General features: G+C 58.3%; 16 protein-coding genes. 14 read left to right on the forward strand and 2 right to left on the reverse strand.

The window, feature by feature from the left end:
* Positions 1–20 precede the first annotated feature (20 nt).
* The 11 genes from ftsW to D5270_RS07635 all read left to right on the forward strand — a co-directional run bounded on the left by ftsW (position 21) and on the right by D5270_RS07635 (position 10,106).
* Positions 21–1,307 (forward strand): putative lipid II flippase FtsW, encoded by a 1,287-nt coding sequence (gene ftsW, locus D5270_RS07585; RefSeq protein WP_243150255.1) that lies wholly within the window; start codon positions 21–23, stop codon positions 1,305–1,307.
* 14 nt (positions 1,308–1,321) lie between these two features.
* Complete coding sequence (gene murG / locus D5270_RS07590) at positions 1,322–2,455, forward strand: undecaprenyldiphospho-muramoylpentapeptide beta-N-acetylglucosaminyltransferase (protein WP_166543525.1); 1,134 nt, start codon at positions 1,322–1,324, stop codon at positions 2,453–2,455.
* The gene (locus D5270_RS07595) at positions 2,452–2,937 is read left to right on the forward strand and encodes a GNAT family N-acetyltransferase (RefSeq protein ID WP_166543526.1); all 486 of its coding nucleotides are present in this window, start codon (positions 2,452–2,454) and stop codon (positions 2,935–2,937) included. Before murG ends, D5270_RS07595 begins: the two co-directional genes overlap by 4 nt.
* A complete protein-coding gene (locus D5270_RS07600; RefSeq protein ID WP_166543527.1) occupies positions 2,934–3,380 on the forward strand; it encodes a GNAT family N-acetyltransferase in 447 nt (148 codons plus the stop codon). The genes D5270_RS07595 and D5270_RS07600 overlap by 4 nt, the downstream gene beginning before the upstream one ends.
* A gap of 60 nt (positions 3,381–3,440) precedes the next feature.
* Positions 3,441–4,685 carry a UDP-N-acetylglucosamine 1-carboxyvinyltransferase gene (gene murA / locus D5270_RS07605; RefSeq protein WP_166543528.1) on the forward strand — a complete coding sequence of 415 codons (1,245 nt, stop codon included), beginning with the start codon at positions 3,441–3,443 and terminating at the stop codon, positions 4,683–4,685.
* Between the two features lie 57 nt (positions 4,686–4,742).
* Positions 4,743–5,981, forward strand: coding sequence for a cell division protein FtsQ/DivIB (locus D5270_RS07610; protein ID WP_166543529.1), 1,239 nt, complete (start codon positions 4,743–4,745; stop codon positions 5,979–5,981).
* Positions 5,982–6,231: 250 nt separating this feature from the next.
* Positions 6,232–7,431: a cell division protein FtsZ gene (gene ftsZ / locus D5270_RS07615; RefSeq protein WP_166543530.1), complete on the forward strand. Its 1,200-nt coding sequence runs from the start codon at positions 6,232–6,234 to the stop codon at positions 7,429–7,431.
* A gap of 13 nt (positions 7,432–7,444) precedes the next feature.
* Positions 7,445–7,834: a VOC family protein gene (locus tag D5270_RS07620; RefSeq protein ID WP_166543531.1), complete on the forward strand. Its 390-nt coding sequence runs from the start codon at positions 7,445–7,447 to the stop codon at positions 7,832–7,834.
* Between the two features lie 103 nt (positions 7,835–7,937).
* Entirely contained in the window at positions 7,938–8,438 is a 501-nt protein-coding gene (locus D5270_RS07625; RefSeq protein ID WP_166543532.1) for a GNAT family N-acetyltransferase, read from the forward strand.
* 16 nt (positions 8,439–8,454) lie between these two features.
* On the forward strand, positions 8,455–8,982 hold the full coding sequence (locus D5270_RS07630) for a FumA C-terminus/TtdB family hydratase beta subunit (protein WP_166543533.1): 528 nt from the start codon (positions 8,455–8,457) through the stop codon (positions 8,980–8,982).
* A complete protein-coding gene (locus D5270_RS07635) occupies positions 8,979–10,106 on the forward strand; it encodes a cation diffusion facilitator family transporter (RefSeq protein WP_166543534.1) in 1,128 nt (375 codons plus the stop codon). The genes D5270_RS07630 and D5270_RS07635 overlap by 4 nt, the downstream gene beginning before the upstream one ends.
* 299 nt (positions 10,107–10,405) lie before the next feature.
* Here the strand turns inward: D5270_RS07635 and D5270_RS07640 are convergent, their stop codons facing one another.
* Positions 10,406–10,753: an SLOG family protein gene (locus tag D5270_RS07640; protein ID WP_166543535.1), complete on the reverse strand. Its 348-nt coding sequence runs from the start codon at positions 10,751–10,753 to the stop codon at positions 10,406–10,408.
* 69 nt (positions 10,754–10,822) lie between these two features.
* Entirely contained in the window at positions 10,823–11,884 is a 1,062-nt protein-coding gene (locus tag D5270_RS07645) for a SpoIID/LytB domain-containing protein (protein ID WP_166543536.1), read from the reverse strand.
* Between the two features lie 143 nt (positions 11,885–12,027).
* Between D5270_RS07645 and D5270_RS07650 the strand changes: the two genes are divergently transcribed.
* From D5270_RS07650 to gap, 3 genes are all read left to right on the forward strand, one after another.
* Positions 12,028–13,404, forward strand: coding sequence for a citrate synthase (locus D5270_RS07650; RefSeq protein ID WP_166543537.1), 1,377 nt, complete (start codon positions 12,028–12,030; stop codon positions 13,402–13,404).
* Between the two features lie 68 nt (positions 13,405–13,472).
* Positions 13,473–14,378, forward strand: a complete 906-nt coding sequence (locus tag D5270_RS07655) for a hypothetical protein (protein WP_166543538.1) — start codon at positions 13,473–13,475, stop codon at positions 14,376–14,378.
* A 661-nt stretch (positions 14,379–15,039) separates the two neighbouring features.
* Complete coding sequence (gene gap / locus D5270_RS07660; protein ID WP_166543539.1) at positions 15,040–16,053, forward strand: type I glyceraldehyde-3-phosphate dehydrogenase; 1,014 nt, start codon at positions 15,040–15,042, stop codon at positions 16,051–16,053.
* Positions 16,054–17,042 lie beyond the last annotated feature (989 nt).

The raw sequence follows: 17,042 nt of genomic DNA on the forward strand, positions 1-17,042 counted from the left end.
AAAAGGAAAGGGGGGCTTTCATGCCCGCAGGAGCGGTACGAGGGAGAGCGGCTCAGAGAGCCGGCGGAGTAACTCGTAGAGTTGACTCCACAGCCAGGGGCCTGCGCCGGGTGCCGGGGAACAGGCCTCCGGAGGAGCGGCGGGAGCCGGAGAGACGCAGGCGCAGGCGCAAAAAGCACTATAAGCTCATCTCCCTGGGGGAGGGGCTTGACATGCCGCTGCTGGTGTTCATTATGGTGCTCCTGGCAATCGGCCTTGTAATGCTGTTCTCCGCAAGCTACGCCGAAAGCTATTACAGGGAGGACAACAGCTACTTTTATATAGTGCGCCAGGGGGAGTTCGCCCTGTTCGGCGTTGCTGCCATGCTGTTTATCTCCACCATCGACTACCACTACTACCATAGGGGCAGGACCACCCTGTGGGTGGCGGTGGGCACGGTGCTGCTGCTGGTGCTGACGCTTTTGATTGGCTCCTCGGAGGGTGAGGCGACCCGCTGGCTTGAGCTGGGGCCTGTGAGGCTCCAGCCCTCGGAGGTGGCGAAATTTGCCATAATACTGCTCTTTGCAGACTTTGTCTCCCGCTGGGAGAAGGAGATGGACACATTCAGAAGGGGGGTAATGCCCTTCGCCCTGGTGCTGGTGCTCTTTGCCGGGCTCGTCATGGCCGAGCACCACCTGTCCGGCACCCTTATCATCGGCCTGCTGGGCTTCATGATGATGTTTGTGGGGGGCACCAAATTCCGCTGGCTTGCAATGGGGGCCCTGGGGGCGGCGCTGGTAGTGTACCTCTATATGAACAGGGGCGGCGAGGGCTCTGAAGCCTACCAGATGGGCCGCATAGAGGTGTGGCTGAACCCCTTCGAGGAGAACGACGCCACCTGGCAGACCCGCCAGTCCCTCTACGCCATAGGCTCGGGGGGGCTCTTCGGGGTGGGCCTGGGGCAGTCCAGGCAGAAGTATATGTACCTTCCAAAGCCCCAGAACGACTTCATATTCGCCATAGTCTGCGAGGAGCTGGGGCTGGTGGGGGCGCTGGTGATAATGATACTCTTTGCCCTTCTGGTGTGGCGGGGGGTGCATATCTCCCTTAACGCCAAGGACACCTTTGGCAAAATGCTGGGCCTGGGGCTCACCTTCCAGATAGGCCTGCAGGCGGCGCTGAATATATGCGTGGTGACAAATACCGTGCCGAACACGGGCATTAGCCTGCCCTTTTTCAGCTACGGCGGCACGGCGCTCTTAATGCTGCTGGGCGAGATGGGCATACTGCTGAATATATCGCGCTCGGCTAATGTTGAAAAAACCTGAGGGGAGCAACGGGAATGCGGATACTTTTCACCGGCGGGGGCACCGCCGGGCACATAAACCCAGCACTGGCTGTGGCAGGCTACCTGAAAGAGCAGGAGCCCGGCACGGAGATACTGTACGTGGGCAATAGGGGGGGCATGGAGGAGAGGCTGGTGCCCAAGGCCGGATATAATATGGCCTTTATCACCATCTCCGGCTTCCAGCGGAAGCTGAGCTTTAAAAACGTCATGAAGAACGTGAAGACCATAAAGCGGATATTCACCGCCTCCATAGAGACCAGGAAGATAATAAAGGACTTCGCCCCGGACGTGTGCGTTGGCACCGGGGGATATGTGAGCGGGCCGGTGATACGGGAGGCGGCTAAGCTGGGGGTGCCCTGCGTGATACACGAGTCCAACGCCTACCCGGGGGTCACCACAAAGCTGCTGTCAAAGCATGTGCACACAGTCATGCTGGCTGTGCCGGACGCGAAGAAATACTTTGACAAGGGCGTGCGCACAGTGGTCACCGGCAACCCTGTAAGGGGCGAGGTGCTGAATATGGACAGGGAGCAGGCAAGGCGGGAGCTGGGCCTTGACAGCAGGCCCGTGGTGCTCTCCTTCGGGGGGAGCCTGGGGGCCGCCGCCCTGAACCGCGCCGCCGCGTATATGCTCTCGAAAAGCGGGGAGAAGGGGGCGTATCAGCATATCCACGGATACGGCCAGAACGACCCAATGTTCCTGGAGGAGCTCACCGAATACGGCCTGGACCTTTCGGAAAACCCCCAGATAAGGGTGCTGGAGTACATCGACAATATGCCCCTATGCCTTGCCGCCGCGGATTTGGTGATAAGCAGGGCCGGGGCCATGACCCTCTCGGAGATAGAGGCAAAGGGCAAGGGCTCGATACTGATACCCTCTCCCAACGTGGCGGAGAACCACCAGTTCCACAACGCAATGGCCCTGGTGAAAAGGGGCGCGGGGGAGATAATCGAGGAGAAGGACCTTACAGGGGAGGCCCTGTGGAAGAAGACGGAAAAGCTCCTCTGCGACCCGGAGCGCCTTGAAAAGCTGGGGAAGAACGCCAGGAAAATGGAGATACTGGACGCAAACAGGAGGATATACCAGGTGATAAAGGACGCCTGTGAAAAGAGGGTCTGGTCCAGGTGAAATACGAGATAGTAAAGCTCCGGGAGCGCCCGGAGCTTGTGCCAGAGGCCGCCCGCTGGTTTGAGCACACCTTCCAAATCCCCGAGAGCGTGTATCTTGAGAGCATGAAAGAAATGCTCTCAAACAGGGGCCCCGGGTCTTCCTGTAAAGCCGGGGCCCCTGTCCCCCAGTGGTACGCGGCTATGGACGGCGGGGTTATTTTAGGGGGCATGGGGGTCATTGAAAACGATTTCCATAACAGGCCCGACCTTGCCCCAAACGTCTGCGCCGTGTACACGGACGAGCCCTATAGGGGGCAGGGGATAGCAGGGGCCCTTCTTGAGGCCGTGTGCGGGGATATGGCCTCCCTGGGGATAGACACACTGTACCTTGTGACGAGCCATACCGGGCTCTATGAGCGGTACGGCTGGGAGTTCCTGTGCATAGTGGAGGGGGACGATGGGCCCGGGAGGATGTACATTCACAGGAGTGAGGAAAAATGATGGAACTGAGAAAATGCACGATAGCTGACCTGGACCGGCTGGCTCTCTGGTCCATGCAGGCCCAGGCGGACATGCGCCAGGGCAGCCCCTGGGGTGACGTGGAGGAGAGCCCCGAGCTGCTTGCCGGTGAGCGGGAGACTGTGGAGCGAAGGCTTCTTGGGGAAGACTTTGACTTGTATGAGTTCATAGAGAATGGCGAGGCCGTGGGCATGGTGACGGTGGAGCGGGCGAGGAAAAATCCCGGAGTGGGCCTTGAGAGCTTCTTTATATGCCGGGAGCACCGCCGCCGGGGCTGCGGCACCAGGGCCCTGAACGCTTTGATGGAGCACCTGGGGGAGAAGGAGCTGGATTTGGACGTGTTCTGCTGGAACAGCCGGGCCATAGCCTTCTATAGAAGCTTCGGCTTTAAGGAAATCTCTCTGCACATGAATTACGGCACCTGAAATCACAAAATCTCCCCGGGTTCATAAGATATCATAGCTAACATAATCGAGGTGTTGTCTATGATGTTGATTGACGGCCCGAGCCGCCTTATGGGGGAGCTGGAGGTACAGGGGGCGAAGAACAGCACGCTGCCCCTTTTGGCCGGGGCGCTCCTGTGCAGGGGACAGACGGTTTTGCACAACTGCCCGGAGCTCAGCGACGTGGACGCTGCGGTGAAGATTCTGGAGCACCTTGGGTGCCGCTGTAAGCGGGAGGGCCACGACCTCACTATAGAAAACGGCGTCACCTGCCACGAGATACCCGAGGAGCTTATGAGGCGTATGCGCTCGTCCATCGTGTTTTTAGGGGCTATAATCAGCCGCTGCGGCGAGGCGAGGCTCTGCTCGCCGGGGGGCTGCGAGCTGGGGCCACGGCCCATAGACCTGCATATCTCCTCCCTTAAAAAGCTAGGGGTGCAGGTGAAGGAGAGCGGGGGGTGGCTCCACTGCTCGGCCCCGGGGGGGATAAACGGCGCGTATGTGTCCCTCTCCTTCCCAAGCGTGGGGGCCACGGAGAACCTGATACTTGCGGCGGTCTGCGGGAGCGGCACCACTATAATCGCAAACGCCGCAAGGGAGCCGGAGATAAGCGACCTGTGCGAGTACCTGAACCGCTGCGGGGGGCGGATTTACGGCGCGGGGGAGAGCTGCATAATCATCGACGGCGTGAAGGAGCTGTACGGCGCGGAGCACAGGGTAATGCCGGACAGGATAGCCGCCGTGACCTATATGGCTGCGGCGGCGGTGACCGGGGGGAACGTGACCTTGAGGGACGTTGACAATACCCATATACTGCCCATGCTCACCCCCTTTGAGGAGAGCGGGTGCAGGGTGCGGCAGCTAGGGGGCTGCCTTGACATACTGGCCCCCAAGAGGCTTTCGGCGGTGAGGCATATACGCACAATGCCCTACCCCGGCTTTCCCACGGACGCCCAGCCGGTGGTGATGACAATGGCGGCGGTGGGGGACGGTACAAGTGTATTCGTTGAGAACATATTTGAGAACAGGTATAGACATGCGGAGGGGCTTAGCCGCATGGGGGCCAGGGTGAAGGTAGAGGGAAAGGTAGCGGTAGTTGAGGGAGTGCCGGAGTTGACCGGCGCGACGGTGGAGGCAATGGATTTGAGAGGCGGGGCAGCGCTGATAGTGGCGGGGCTCTGCGCCCAGGGGAGCACGAAGGTGCGGGGGATGGAGTATGTTGAGAGGGGATACGAAAAAATCGGCGAGCACCTAAGTGAACTGGGGGCAAAAATCAAAAGTTTTTGAAAGGTGTCGGAAAACTTTTTTCAAAAAGTTTTCTGACAAAGGGGGGGAAGCAAAAGCGTGAGCGAGCGAAAAAGGAGAAGGCCCGAGCGTGAGCGCCGGGGCTTCGAGGACATAAAATCAGACTCCACCGGCAGCCAGACAAAGCCCGAGTGGTTCGAGCAGCAAAAGCGCGAGCGCGAGCGTGAGCGGGGCCGCCAGCCCCGTGACAAATCCGGAAATAACTCAAGAGATAAATCAAAGAATAATTCAAAGGGCAATTCAAAGGATACCCCCCGGCGAAAATCCCAGCGGGGCCAGACCAGCGGTGCCCGGGACGCCCGCCCAAGAGGAGCCCCCTCCCGAGACGCCAGGGGCAGACAAAGCCCCCGCCCGCCCAGCCGCCGCGACGAGCCAAGGAAGCGCAAAAAACCAATGAGCCTGTTTAAACGCAGGCTGTTGATAGTCCTGGCCCTTCTTGGCATGATAGCCGTAACGGTATTCCTTGCGGAGTCCCTGCTGCTGAGAGTAACGGAGATAAAGGTAACCGGGGACGAAATCTATGCCCAGGAGGACATACTAAAGCTCTGCGGCGTGAGGGAGGGCGACAACCTCCTGCTGATACCGGCCTCAGACAGGGAGCAGAAGCTTGAGAGCCAGCTCCCGTACATCTCAAAGGCAAAGATAACCCGGAAGATACCCGGCACCGTCATAATAGAAATAACCGCCTCCAGGGGCGTCTGCTCCATAGAGTCCGGTGGGGCCTGGTACGTGATAGCCGGGGACGGCAAGGTGCTGGAGACCTGCCCGGGGCCAAAGGAGGGGCTGATGCAGGTGCTGGGGGTGACGGTGCAGAGCGCCAAGGTGGGGGAGACCCTGGTGCTGGACAACGAGGAGGCCTCCACGGTATTCACCGAGATAGTGGGCATAATCGACCGCCTGGGCGAGAACGGCCAGAGCGCCGCCTCGGAGTTCACAAAGATGGACCTTACGAACCTATATGATATGCGCCTGTGGTACCAGGACAGGATAGAGTGTATCTTAGGCAGCAATATCCAGCTTGACTATAAGCTCACATACGGCTACGGCATACTGACGCACCCGGACCCGAAGAAGAGGGTAGGGGAGGATAAGAACGGCTCGCTGGACCTGAGCTATCTGCCCACAAAGCGGGCCGCATATTTCACCCCCAATGAGGGAAGCCCCGGGGCAAGGCCAACCGTGGCCCCGGACGGCACCGTGCCCGACGAACCCGCGGCAACGGCTACCCCGGAGCCCGGCAGGGGCGACGGCATTCCGGACGGCCCCTTTACAGGCTGAGGCCGCAGGGAGCAGAGGGGCTTTCCGGCGCTCTATATATAGTGCCCGCCTGTGGGAGCCAGCGTATTTTCAAGAAAAAAACAGGCTTTTCCAAGGTTTTTTAAAAGATTAACCTTGAAATTTCCCTGAAAAAGTGCTAAATTATACTGTGTAACACTAGGTTGACGTAATCCGGCAGAGGAGGAGTCGCCGGATTTTGGAAAGTATTTGAAAGTATAGAAATAGAGAAATGAAGGGTGGAAGTAAAAAAATGCCATTTGAAGTTGATAATCTCATGGACGAAACCCCACAGACCATAAAAGTCGTAGGCGTGGGCGGCGGCGGCGGGAACGCCGTCAACCGCATTGCAAGCGCCGGAGTGCGCAGCGTGGAGCTGGTGTGCATGAACACCGACAAGCAGGCCCTCCAGCGCAGCCAGGCCACAGTAAAGGTGCAGCTGGGGGAGAAGCTCACCAGCGGCAGGGGCGCGGGCTCCAAGCCCGAGGTGGGCGAGAAGGCCGCCGAGGAGAGCCGGGAGGTCATACTCCAGACTTTGAAGGACGCCGATATGGTGTTCATCACCGCAGGCATGGGCGGCGGCACCGGCACCGGCGCCGCCCCGGCTGTGGCGAAGATAGCCAGGGAGCAGGGGGCGCTCACCGTGGGCATTGTCACCAAGCCCTTCGCCTTTGAGGGCCGGCGCAGGATGGAGCAGGCCGAGAAGGGCATAGCCGCCCTGAGGGAGCATGTGGACTCCCTGGTGGTGATACCCAACGAGCGCCTGAAGCTGGTGTCGGACGAGAGGATAACCCTTTCAAACGCCTTCCAGGTAGCCGACGACGTGCTCCGCCAGGGCGTGCAGAGCATTTCCGACCTTATCCAGCTCCCCGGCATAGTGAACCTGGACTTTGAGGACGTGAAGTCCGTTATGCAGGACGCCGGGTACGCCCATATGGGCGTGGGCCACGGCAAGGGTAAGGACAAGGCTGAGCAGGCGGCTATGGCGGCTATCTCAAGCCCCCTTCTTGAGACGAAGATAGCCGGGGCCAGGGGTGTTATAATCAACATAACCTCCAGCGCGGACATAGCCCTGGACGAGATAGACACGGCCTCCCAGATAGTCACCGAGCGGGCCCATGAGAACGCAAACATAATCTGGGGCGCCACCTTCAACGAGGAGATGCAGGACGAGATGGTGGTTACTGTCATCGCCACCGGCTTTGAGGGCATGAACGGCGAGAAGAAGGCCCCTTTGGATATTGACCTGGACGACGACTACCTGGGCCCGGTGAGCGCCCAGAACGACACCGCCAACAATATCAACAGCCGCAGCTCCATGGGCGGCAGCGTGGGCAGCGCTTCCATACGCACCGCCTCCAGCTATAACAGGAACCCCGACAAGGTGGACCCTACGGTTATTGACGACGACGACACCTTCACGGATATAATGTCCATATTCAACAGGAAATAAGAGGTTAAAAAACATGACAAAGATAACTGGCGTGCACCATATAGCCGTGTTCCCCACGGCTGACAAGTATAATGAGACGGTTGATTTTTACACGAAGCTTTTAGGCTTCCCTGTAACCCAGAGCTGGGGGGACGGGGAGCAGAAATGCCTGATGGTCTCCTGCGGGGACAATTCCTGCATGGAGATAATCCCCTCGGAGAAGGAGCACGGCAAGGACGGCCCGCTGGTGCACGTGGCTTTCTGGTGCGGGGACGGATTGGACGGGATAGTTGAGGACGTGCGCCGTGCGGGGTACACCGTGCGGGTTGAGCCCCAGGAGGTGGAGCTCTGCGGGAAGACTGTGCGCAATGCGTTCTTCTATGGGCCTCTGGGCGAGGAAATTGAGCTGTTCTGGGTGAAGTGAAGAAGTATTTTTGAGGCCTTCGGCGACCTGCAAATACTCAAAAAAATCAAGCGGTTCCGGCGCAATGCCGGGACCGCTTACTACACCAAAGGAGGTCCGCCCCATGCCCATCCAAGGAATAAACCAGCCGGAAACCATACAGCTCCCCGGCCCATACCGCCTGAGACGGTACGACGGACACTGCGAGCTGGCACTGCCCGGCTACCGGGACCCGATGGTCTATGAGAATTCCGAGGGCATATTTGATATAGATAAGATTCCCGATTTGGACTATGTGCAGAGCATGTGCCGGTATCTTGACGCAAACGGTGAGCTCTACTTTATCGAGGCGCTGGAGGAGGGCGTGTACGTGCCCATCGGGGACGTGACCGTGAAGGACGAGAACCCGCCCATCGCAATCTGGCGGGGGGAGTACCGGGGGAAGGGCCTGGGAACATTAGTGATGACGGCAGTAATCAACAGGCTCAGGGAGCTGGGCTATGAGAGGATACATGGCTCTACCGTGTACAAATGGAACGAGAACTCCCTAAAAATGCACCTGAAGCTGGGCTTTAAGGTGGTGCGGGAGACGGAGAAGGATTATTGCCTTGACCTGGAGCTTTGAGGAAGGAGTGTCGGAAATGGACGAGATAATACTTAACACCAGCGAGCTTGCGGAGCGTGCGCGTGACCTCCGGGCGGGGCAGAGGGTGCTGCTGTCGGGGACGGCCTACACCTCCCGGGACGCGGCCCATAAGCGCATAATAGAAATGCTGGACCGTGGTGAGGAGCCGCCCTACCCTTTAAAGGGCGCTGCAATATATTACGCCGGGCCCACCCCCGCCCCCGAGGGTATGCCCATAGGCTCATGCGGGCCCACCACCAGCGCACGCATGGACCCATACGCCCCAAGGCTTCTGGATTTGGGGCTCAAGTGCATGATTGGCAAGGGCGGGCGCTCCCCCCAGGTGGTTGAGGCCATGAAGCAGAGTGGAGCCGTGTACCTCTGCGCCGTGGGCGGCGCGGGGGCGCTGGCGGCAAAGTGCATTACTGAGTGCCAGGTCATCGCCTTTGAGGATTTGGGCTGCGAGTCCGTAAAGCGGCTGACCCTGCGGGACTTCCCCCTTATTGTGGGCATAGACAGCCTTGGGGGGAGCATACTGGTATGAGCAATATGAGCCGGGAGAGGCAGGGGAGCCTTGCGGGGGCCGTGGGTATCGGCACCAATATACTGCTGTTTGTAATAAAGCTCATAGCGGGCCTGCTGTCCGGGAGCGTGGCAATAATGGCGGACGCGGTGAACAACCTGACGGACTCCGGCTCCTCTATCATCATGCTGGTGGGCTTCAGGCTCTCGGGCAAGCCCGCCGACCGTGAGCACCCCTTCGGGCACGCGAGAATCGAGTACCTCTGCGGGGTGATAGTCTCCTTCATCGTGCTGATACTGGGGCTGGAGCTGGCGAAGACCTCAATAGGCAAGATATTCTCCCCGGAAAAGGCCAGCTTCGGGCCCATATCCCTTATAGTGCTGGGGGTGTCGGTCTTAATAAAAATCTGGCTCTGCCTTTTCTACACAAGGGTGGGCAGGAATATCAACAGCCAAAGCCTTATAGCAACTGCCAGCGACAGCAGGAACGACGTTATCTCCACCTCGGTGGTGCTCCTTGGAGCCCTTCTGACCCGGCTGACAAGCCTTAACCTGGACGGCTGGCTGGGCCTCTGCGTGGCGGCCTTTATTATAGTATCGGGGGTGAAGCTGACTATTGAGACCGCCGACCCCCTGCTGGGCCGTGCCCCGGAGCGGGAGCTGGTGCAGGGGATATATGACAGGATAAGGAGCTATGAGGGGATTATCGGCATACACGATTTGACCGTGCACAGCTACGGCGAGGGCCGCACCTTCGCAAGCGTCCACTGTGAGGTACCCGCCGAGGACGATATTTTAGTCAGCCACGACCTTATCGACAATATCGAGCGGGACTTTCTCACAGAGGAGAATATCCACCTGGTGATACACCTGGACCCGGTGATTACCTGCGACCCCAAGGCCAACGAGCTGAAGGAGAGGGTGATATCCCGGGTGGAGGCCCTGTACCCCCAGGCGGCGATACACGACTTCCGGGTGGTCTGGGGCGTGACCCACTCCAACGTGCTTTTTGACGTGGCGGTGCCCTTTTCAGTAAAGGACAGCGACGAGCAGGTGAAGGCAGAGGTCACGGCCCAAATCGAGGCTATGGACCCCACTTACCGGGCTGTGCTTGCGGTAGACAGGACGTGCGTTGACCAGAGCTAGGCTCTGGTCAACGCACGTCCTGGAGTTTTCCTCGACTCCGAAGGAGTCGCCCCCGCTTCGCGGGGTACCGGAAAACTCCTGCTTTTGTGGAGGCCCTTTGGAGTGGGGTGCCGGGGAATATTTGATTTTGTGGGGAGGGTTTGGGTATGGGAAACCAGCCGCTCCGGGTTGGGGGGAGCGGCTGGTTAAAAGACAGTTGAAATTCGGGCTGGCTGTTTTGGCTTGTGTTCTGAGCCGGACAGTGCCCGTTTATTTTTTGCTCTGTTTTGATGGTGTTGTGATATTTTTCCGGGAATCTGTCAAGCCCCCGGGATTCTTGTGGGGGTGAGGACTTTTACCGGGACGCCCATTTTGCGGCAGTTGTCTATGACGAATTTTGTGCCCCGGGACTGGCCGTCCCAGAAGGCCAGGACCAGGTCGGAGTGCTCTATTATGGTGATGTTCCGGCGCAGGGGGGCGCCCCTGCCGTACTTATCGTAATCGGGCAGGAACTCTGTAAGGGGGATATTGTGGGCCCGGGCATAGGCCCTGGCGCTCTGGTCCACGCCCCTGGCCCCGCCGGAGACTATCTCCGTGGTGCCCTCGGGCAGGTACCTTTCAAGGTCGGGCACGGTGAGCCCCCTTGAGCCTATGACCGCCACTTTCATATGCCTGCCCCCTAAGATATTTTTCATATTATAGCACATCTGTTCGGGAAAATAAAGGGGTTTTGCAAATTATTTTTTTAGCTCTGTGCCGGGGTAGTAGTGGGCCAGAATTTCCTCATACCCCGCCCCGCGCTTTGCCATGAACACCGCCCCCGCCTGGCTCATGCCCACCCCGTGGCCCCAGCCCCGCACTGTGAAGCGCAGGCCGCCCTCTGAGGCCTCCCAGGTAAAGCAGGCGCTGCGCAGGCCTAGGGCGGCCCGGAGCTCCTGGCCTGTGAACTCCTTGTCTCCTGCCAAAAGGGATTTCACTGTCCCCGAGGGGGTGTACTGCACATCGGTAAACAGGCTGGCTGGGTCAATACCGCTGAGCCCCAGGGCGCTTTCAAGCTCACCAGCGGTGAACTCCGCAAAGCTCAGGTAGCCGTCGCTGAAAAGGTCCCCGGGGCTTGCCACGGCCTGGAGGTAGGGGTGCTGCACATTGGCGTCTTGGGCCCAGACATTCTCCACGCTCTCGGTACTGCCGGGGGATATTGCAAAATATGAGGCCAGAATCAGCTCCCCCTCATAGGTGAGGGCCTGGCCCTCTACAGAGTCCACCACCCGCTCAAGTATATTTCTGTACTCCTCATAGTCCTCCCCCCAGCGCTCCCGCATTCCCTCCTCGGTCACATACACCAGCCAGCTTTCGGTGTCGCAGGCAATCTCGCTGTCCCGCTGGCGGCTATAGAAGGTGTAGGCAGCCACGGCCTGGGCCTTCAGGGCCTCCTCCGGGGCGTGCAGGTCCATCTCGCAGGCCAGGTCCGCTATGAGGAACTCCCGCCGGTCCACGGTTATCAGCTCCCCTGTGGCAGCGTCCCGGAGCTTAAAATCCGTGCCGCCCTCTATGGGCGCCCTGTCCAGGGGGCCGGGGATTGGGGAGGGGGCAGGTTCACTGGAACTGCCAGTTTCCCTGGAGACGTCGTGCTCCTGAGACTCGGCAGGCCCCTGGGAGCTGCCAGGCTCCAAAGACGCTTCAGGCCCGGGTGAAGCCTCCGGGCCGGGGACGGTGGCGAAGAGTATCGGCGGCAGGAGGGTTATGGAGAGGTACAGGGTGAGAAAGCAGATGAACAGGCGGGCGGCGGGCTTTTTCATTTTCAAGCGCTCCTTTTTCGTCCAGAATTTTTGTGGGTATATGGTGATTTGCATAACATATTGCCGAAACTTGCAAAATGGCTTGACTATAACCCTATAAAGGGGTAATATATTAGAATAACTGAAAGGGAGGTAATTTGCTTATGCAGCGACTGAATAAGGAGAGCCCCGAGAGCACCACTATCTCCGAGCTCTGTGAGGAATACAGGAGAAACAACTCCATAAGCCGCCGGGAGTTCGAGCGCTTCGACGTAAAGCGGGGACTGCGCAACGCCGACGGCACCGGGGTCATGGCGGGGCTTACCCATGTTTGCAACGTCCACGGCTACCTTATCGACGACGGCGACAAGGTCCCGGACAGGGGGCGGCTCACCTACCGTGGCATAGATATCGGGGACATAGTGGAGGGCTGTGCCGCCGAGGGGCGCTTCGGCTTTGAAGAGGTGGTATGGCTGCTTATCTTCGGGGAGCTCCCGGACCAGCGCCAGTATAAGCGCATGTGCGATTTGCTGTATGACAACAGGGAGCTGCCCGAATACTTCCCCGAGGACATGATTATAAAGGCCCCCAGCAGGAATGTGATGAACAAGCTCTCCCGCTCGGTGATGGCCCTCTACTCCTATGACGACGACCCGGAGGACACCTCCCTTGAGAACAATATGCGCCAGAGCATATCCCTGATAGCAAGGCTTCCCTCTATAATGGCCTATGCCTACCAGGTGAAGCGCAGGCATTTTGACCGGGAGAGCATGTTCTTCCACCCCTACGAGCCGGGCCACTGCACCGCCGAGGCAATTTTAAACGCCCTGCGCCCGGACAGGCAGTTTACAAGGGCCGAGGCGGAGCTTTTGGATTTGTGCATGGTGCTCCACGCGGAGCACGGCGGCGGCAATAACTCCACCTTTACCACAAGGGTGCTCACTTCCGCGGGCACGGACATATACTCGGCTATAGGCGCGGCGGTGGGCTCCCTTAAAGGCTACAGGCACGGCGGGGCAAACCACCGGGTCATGAGCATGATGAGGGAGATAATGGACAGTGTGCGGGACTGGAAGGACGAGGAGGAGGTTGAGGCCTACCTTGAAAAGATACTCCGGGGGGAGGCCCACGACGGCAGCGGGCTTATCTACGGCGTGGGCCACGCTATCTATACCCTCTCGGACCCCCGGGCGGTGATACTGAAGGGGAAGGCAAAATCCCTTGCAGAGGAAAAGGGCTATGGTGACAGGCTGGGGCTTTACGAGCTGGTGGAGCGCCTTGCACCCAGGGCCTTTTTGAAGGTGACAGGCAACGAGAAGGTCATAAGCGCCAATGTAGACTTTTACTCGGGGCTGGTGTATGAGATGCTGGGCATACCCGAGGATTTGTACACCCCCATGTTCGCCGTCTCAAGGATAGCGGGCTGGTGCGCCCACAGGATAGAGGAGCTCACAACAGGGGGCAGGATAATGCGCCCGGCATACAGGGCCCTGCCGGTGAAGCAGAGGTATGTGCCCTTCCGGGAAAGAAAAGTACAGTAAATTCTATTTGAAAACTCCCGGAAATATGTTATAATGGTCCCAAGACTTAAATCGGGAGGGATTTATATATGGATAAAAAAAGGCCCACTATAAATCTGGGCTTAAAGCTGGTGGTCTGCGGGATACCCCTGGGGCTGACCCTCCGGCTCATACAGATGAACGCCTTCTTCGACTTTGAAACAGGCTTTTATACCGGGATGGGGGAGGCCCTTGCCTGGCTGAGCCTGCTGCTGCCGGCGGCCATGGCTGTTGCTGCCGGGGTGTTCTTCTTTAGGAACTCCCAGGCCTTCACAGGGAGGGCCCAGGGGTTTTGCCAAACCCCCGGCCCTGCAAGGGGGCCAGCGGGCTTCGCGGGCTTTTCCGGCGGGGTGCTGCTGGTGACGGGGGCCTATATGCTAAAGGACTATATGAGCTATGTGAGCTTCGGCATAAACCAGTTCGACTCCACCCCCGGGGGCTGGATGCACCTGCTCATGGCGGTGCTGTCCGTTGCGGTCGGGCTTCTCCATATCCTCACGGCCCTCTGGATGGCCCTGGGCCGCGAGCCCTATAAAAAGGCCCCCCTGCTGTACCTGCCGGGGGTGCTGTGGGGGCTGAGCCTGCTGGTGGTGGTGTACGTGTTCCACGCAAGGTTTGCCTCCCTGGTGGAGAACCTTTTCTCCGTGTTCTCCACAGTCTTCCTGCTGATGAGCCTTACGGCGCTGTGCCGGGTGCTGGCAGGGGCCGGGGAGCGGGAGGCCACCGGGAAGCTCTTTGTATACGGCGGCCTTGCGTCGGTGCTGGTGATACCCTACGACCTCTCAAACGTGGCCCTGGCCGTCACAGGCAGAGCCTACTACGGCGAGCTCCCCGCCATATACGCCCTCTCAAGGCTCTCGGTATGCCTCTTTGTGCTGTCCTTCATGCTGAGCTGCTACAGGACCGGCGTGGACAAATCCCTGGACGGCGCCCAGGCAAAGCATTTGGACGGCTGAAGGGATTATCGGGCTTGACAGATCCCCGGGAAGATGGTACAATACCATTAGAGAAGAGCAAAAAATAACCGGGCACTGTCCGGCTCGAATGTGAGACGGAACGGCTGGCCCGGGTTTAAAACTACTTTACGAAAGTAGCCGCTGCCTTTGGACCGGAGCGGCTACTTTTTCGTATCAAAACTTCCCCACACCCTCAGCCCAAACCAAAGGGTCCCCACAAAACCAGAGCTTTCCCGGCACCCAACTCCAAAGGGTCTCCACAAAAGCAGGAGTTTCCCGGTACTCCGCTTCGCGGGGGCGACTCCTTCGGAGTCGAGGGAAACTCCGGGACTTGACCAGAGCATAGCTCTGGTCAACGTCCGCAGAAGGGCTTGACAGACAGCCCGGCATATGATATACTGTAAATATAAATTCATCCTAAATGATTACATATGGCGTATGGCTTCAGTAGGGGCCAGAGCTTTTTCATATTGATAATCTCCTTTCACAGGCGGGCAGTCGTTATCTCCAGGTACCGGAGTCGGCTGCCTGTCTGTGTTGGTTTAAGAGGCGGCGCGTATTTTTCCCGTATAAAAATATTGGTAGGGACTTGTAATTTTGGAAGAAATGTATTAAAATAGAGGAAAGCTCAGTATCCATAAACTTTTAGGAGGTTTTTCCAATGTCTGTAAAAGTTGCAATCAATGGTTTTGGCCGTATCGGCCGTCTGGCCTTCCGTCAGATGTTCGGCGCTGAGGGCTATGAGGTGGTCGCCATCAACGACCTTACCAGCCCCAAGATGCTTGCCCATCTTCTGAAGTATGACTCCGCCCAGGGCCGCTACGCCCTGTGCGACAAGGTGGAGGCCGGCGAGGACTCCATCACCGTAGACGGCAAGACTATCAAGATTTATGCCGAGAAGAACGCCGCCGACCTGCCCTGGGGCGAGATTGGCGTTGACGTTGTGCTGGAGTGCACCGGCTTCTACTGCTCCAAGGACAAGTCCCAGGCCCATATCGACGCGGGCGCCAAGAAGGTCGTCATCTCCGCCCCCGCCGGCAGCGACCTGAAGACCATCGTTTTCTCCGTCAACGAGAAGACCCTTACCGCCGAGGACAAGATTATCAGCGCCGCCTCCTGCACCACCAACTGCCTGGCCCCCATGGCAGACACCCTGAATAAGTACGCTGAGATTCAGAGCGGCATTATGACCACCGTGCACGCCTTCACCGGCGACCAGATGGTTCTGGACGGCCCCCACCGCAAGGGTGACCTGCGCCGCGCCCGCGCCGCCGCAGTGAACATCGTCCCCAACTCCACCGGCGCTGCCAAGGCTATCGGCCTTGTAATCCCCGAGCTCAACGGCAAGCTCATCGGCTCCGCCCAGCGCGTGCCTGTGCCCACCGGCTCCACCACCCTGCTGGTAGCTGTTGTCAAGGGCGAGAATGTCACCGTTGACGGCATCAACGCCGCTATGAAGGCTGCCGCCTCCGACTCCTTCGGCTACACCGAGGAGCCCCTGGTGTCCTCCGACATCATCGGCATCACCTACGGCTCACTGTTCGATGCCACCCAGACCATGGTCACCGAGATAGGCGGCGGCCTCTATCAGGTCCAGGTGGTCTCCTGGTACGACAACGAGAACAGCTACACCAGCCAGATGGTGCGCACCATTAAGTACTTTGCCTCTATCTAAGCCCAAAGGCTTAGCCGGAGTGTAGAAAGAAACCCCTGGGGACAGGCTCCCCGGGGGCTTTTGTTTGACAAAGTATTTTATCTATGCTAGAATAGAAATAGACGTTGTCGCATAATGGCGGTTTAGCAACTCCCCTGAAAGGGGGTGAGGCTGATGGGAAAGGTATGGAAGTACATAATAGCCATTTTATTCTGGCTTATAGTACTGATATACATAGCACCAAAAGCATGCTAGCCGCCCGGTGCGCCCCGGACGGCTAGTGTTGCAAACACTAATCGAATTTTAGGGCTAAACCGCCGTGCGGCAGCGTCCCTTTATGCTTATATTATACCCCGGGCCATGACCCTTGTCAAGCCCGGTTTTGTTTGACAAAGAATTTTGTCTGTGTTAGAATAACAGCAGACGTTGTCGCATAATAAGAGTTGGAGACCCAACTCGGGCGGTTAGCCCCCGGAAGGGGGTGGTCACATTTCCCTAAGTTTAACGAGGGGAGGTGACGCTTATGGGAAAAGAACGCTGGATAAAGCTCCTGCGTTTCGTGCTGGTGTTGGCGGCTGCAGCAATGCTGCTGGCCTACATAGCGCCCATAAAAGCGTGTTAGCCGCCCGGTGTGCACCCGAGCAGCTAACATAAGATAGTCAGTTGTTAGTATCTTGGGCCGACCGCCGTGCGGCAGCGTCCCTTTATGCTTACATTATACCCCGGGCCATGGCGCTTGTCAAGCCCGGTTTTGTTTGACAAAGAATTTTGTCTGTGTTAGAATAACAGCAGACGTTGTCGCATAATGGCGGTTTAGCAACTCCCCTGAAAGGGGGTGAGGTTGATGGGAAAGGTATGGAAGTACATAATAGCCATTTTATTCTGGCTTATAGTACTGATATACATAGCACCAAAAGCATGCTAGCCGCCCGGTCAGCCCCGGACGGCTAGTGTGATGAAATAAATAAGTCACACCAAAGTTCCAAAAGGGTTAAACCGCTAATGCGGCA

The organism is Acutalibacter sp. 1XD8-36, assembly GCF_009917525.1.
Lineage (GTDB): Bacteria > Bacillota > Clostridia > Oscillospirales > Acutalibacteraceae > Acutalibacter.

Bases quoted from the DNA above. Each gene is read 5' to 3' on its own strand.
- ftsW (WP_243150255.1), top strand. From the start codon at position 21: ATGCCCGCAGGAGCGGTACGAGGGAGAGCGGCTCAGAGAGCCGGCGGA.
- murG (WP_166543525.1), top strand. From the start codon at position 1,322: ATGCGGATACTTTTCACCGGCGGGGGCACCGCCGGGCACATAAACCCA.
- D5270_RS07600 (WP_166543527.1), top strand. From the start codon at position 2,934: ATGATGGAACTGAGAAAATGCACGATAGCTGACCTGGACCGGCTGGCT.
- murA (WP_166543528.1), top strand. From the start codon at position 3,441: ATGATGTTGATTGACGGCCCGAGCCGCCTTATGGGGGAGCTGGAGGTA.
- ftsZ (WP_166543530.1), top strand. From the start codon at position 6,232: ATGCCATTTGAAGTTGATAATCTCATGGACGAAACCCCACAGACCATA.
- D5270_RS07620 (WP_166543531.1), top strand. From the start codon at position 7,445: ATGACAAAGATAACTGGCGTGCACCATATAGCCGTGTTCCCCACGGCT.
- D5270_RS07625 (WP_166543532.1), top strand. From the start codon at position 7,938: ATGCCCATCCAAGGAATAAACCAGCCGGAAACCATACAGCTCCCCGGC.
- D5270_RS07630 (WP_166543533.1), top strand. From the start codon at position 8,455: ATGGACGAGATAATACTTAACACCAGCGAGCTTGCGGAGCGTGCGCGT.
- D5270_RS07635 (WP_166543534.1), top strand. From the start codon at position 8,979: ATGAGCAATATGAGCCGGGAGAGGCAGGGGAGCCTTGCGGGGGCCGTG.
- D5270_RS07640 (WP_166543535.1), bottom strand. From the start codon at position 10,753: ATGAAAGTGGCGGTCATAGGCTCAAGGGGGCTCACCGTGCCCGACCTT.
- D5270_RS07645 (WP_166543536.1), bottom strand. From the start codon at position 11,884: ATGAAAAAGCCCGCCGCCCGCCTGTTCATCTGCTTTCTCACCCTGTAC.
- D5270_RS07650 (WP_166543537.1), top strand. From the start codon at position 12,028: ATGCAGCGACTGAATAAGGAGAGCCCCGAGAGCACCACTATCTCCGAG.
- D5270_RS07655 (WP_166543538.1), top strand. From the start codon at position 13,473: ATGGATAAAAAAAGGCCCACTATAAATCTGGGCTTAAAGCTGGTGGTC.
- gap (WP_166543539.1), top strand. From the start codon at position 15,040: ATGTCTGTAAAAGTTGCAATCAATGGTTTTGGCCGTATCGGCCGTCTG.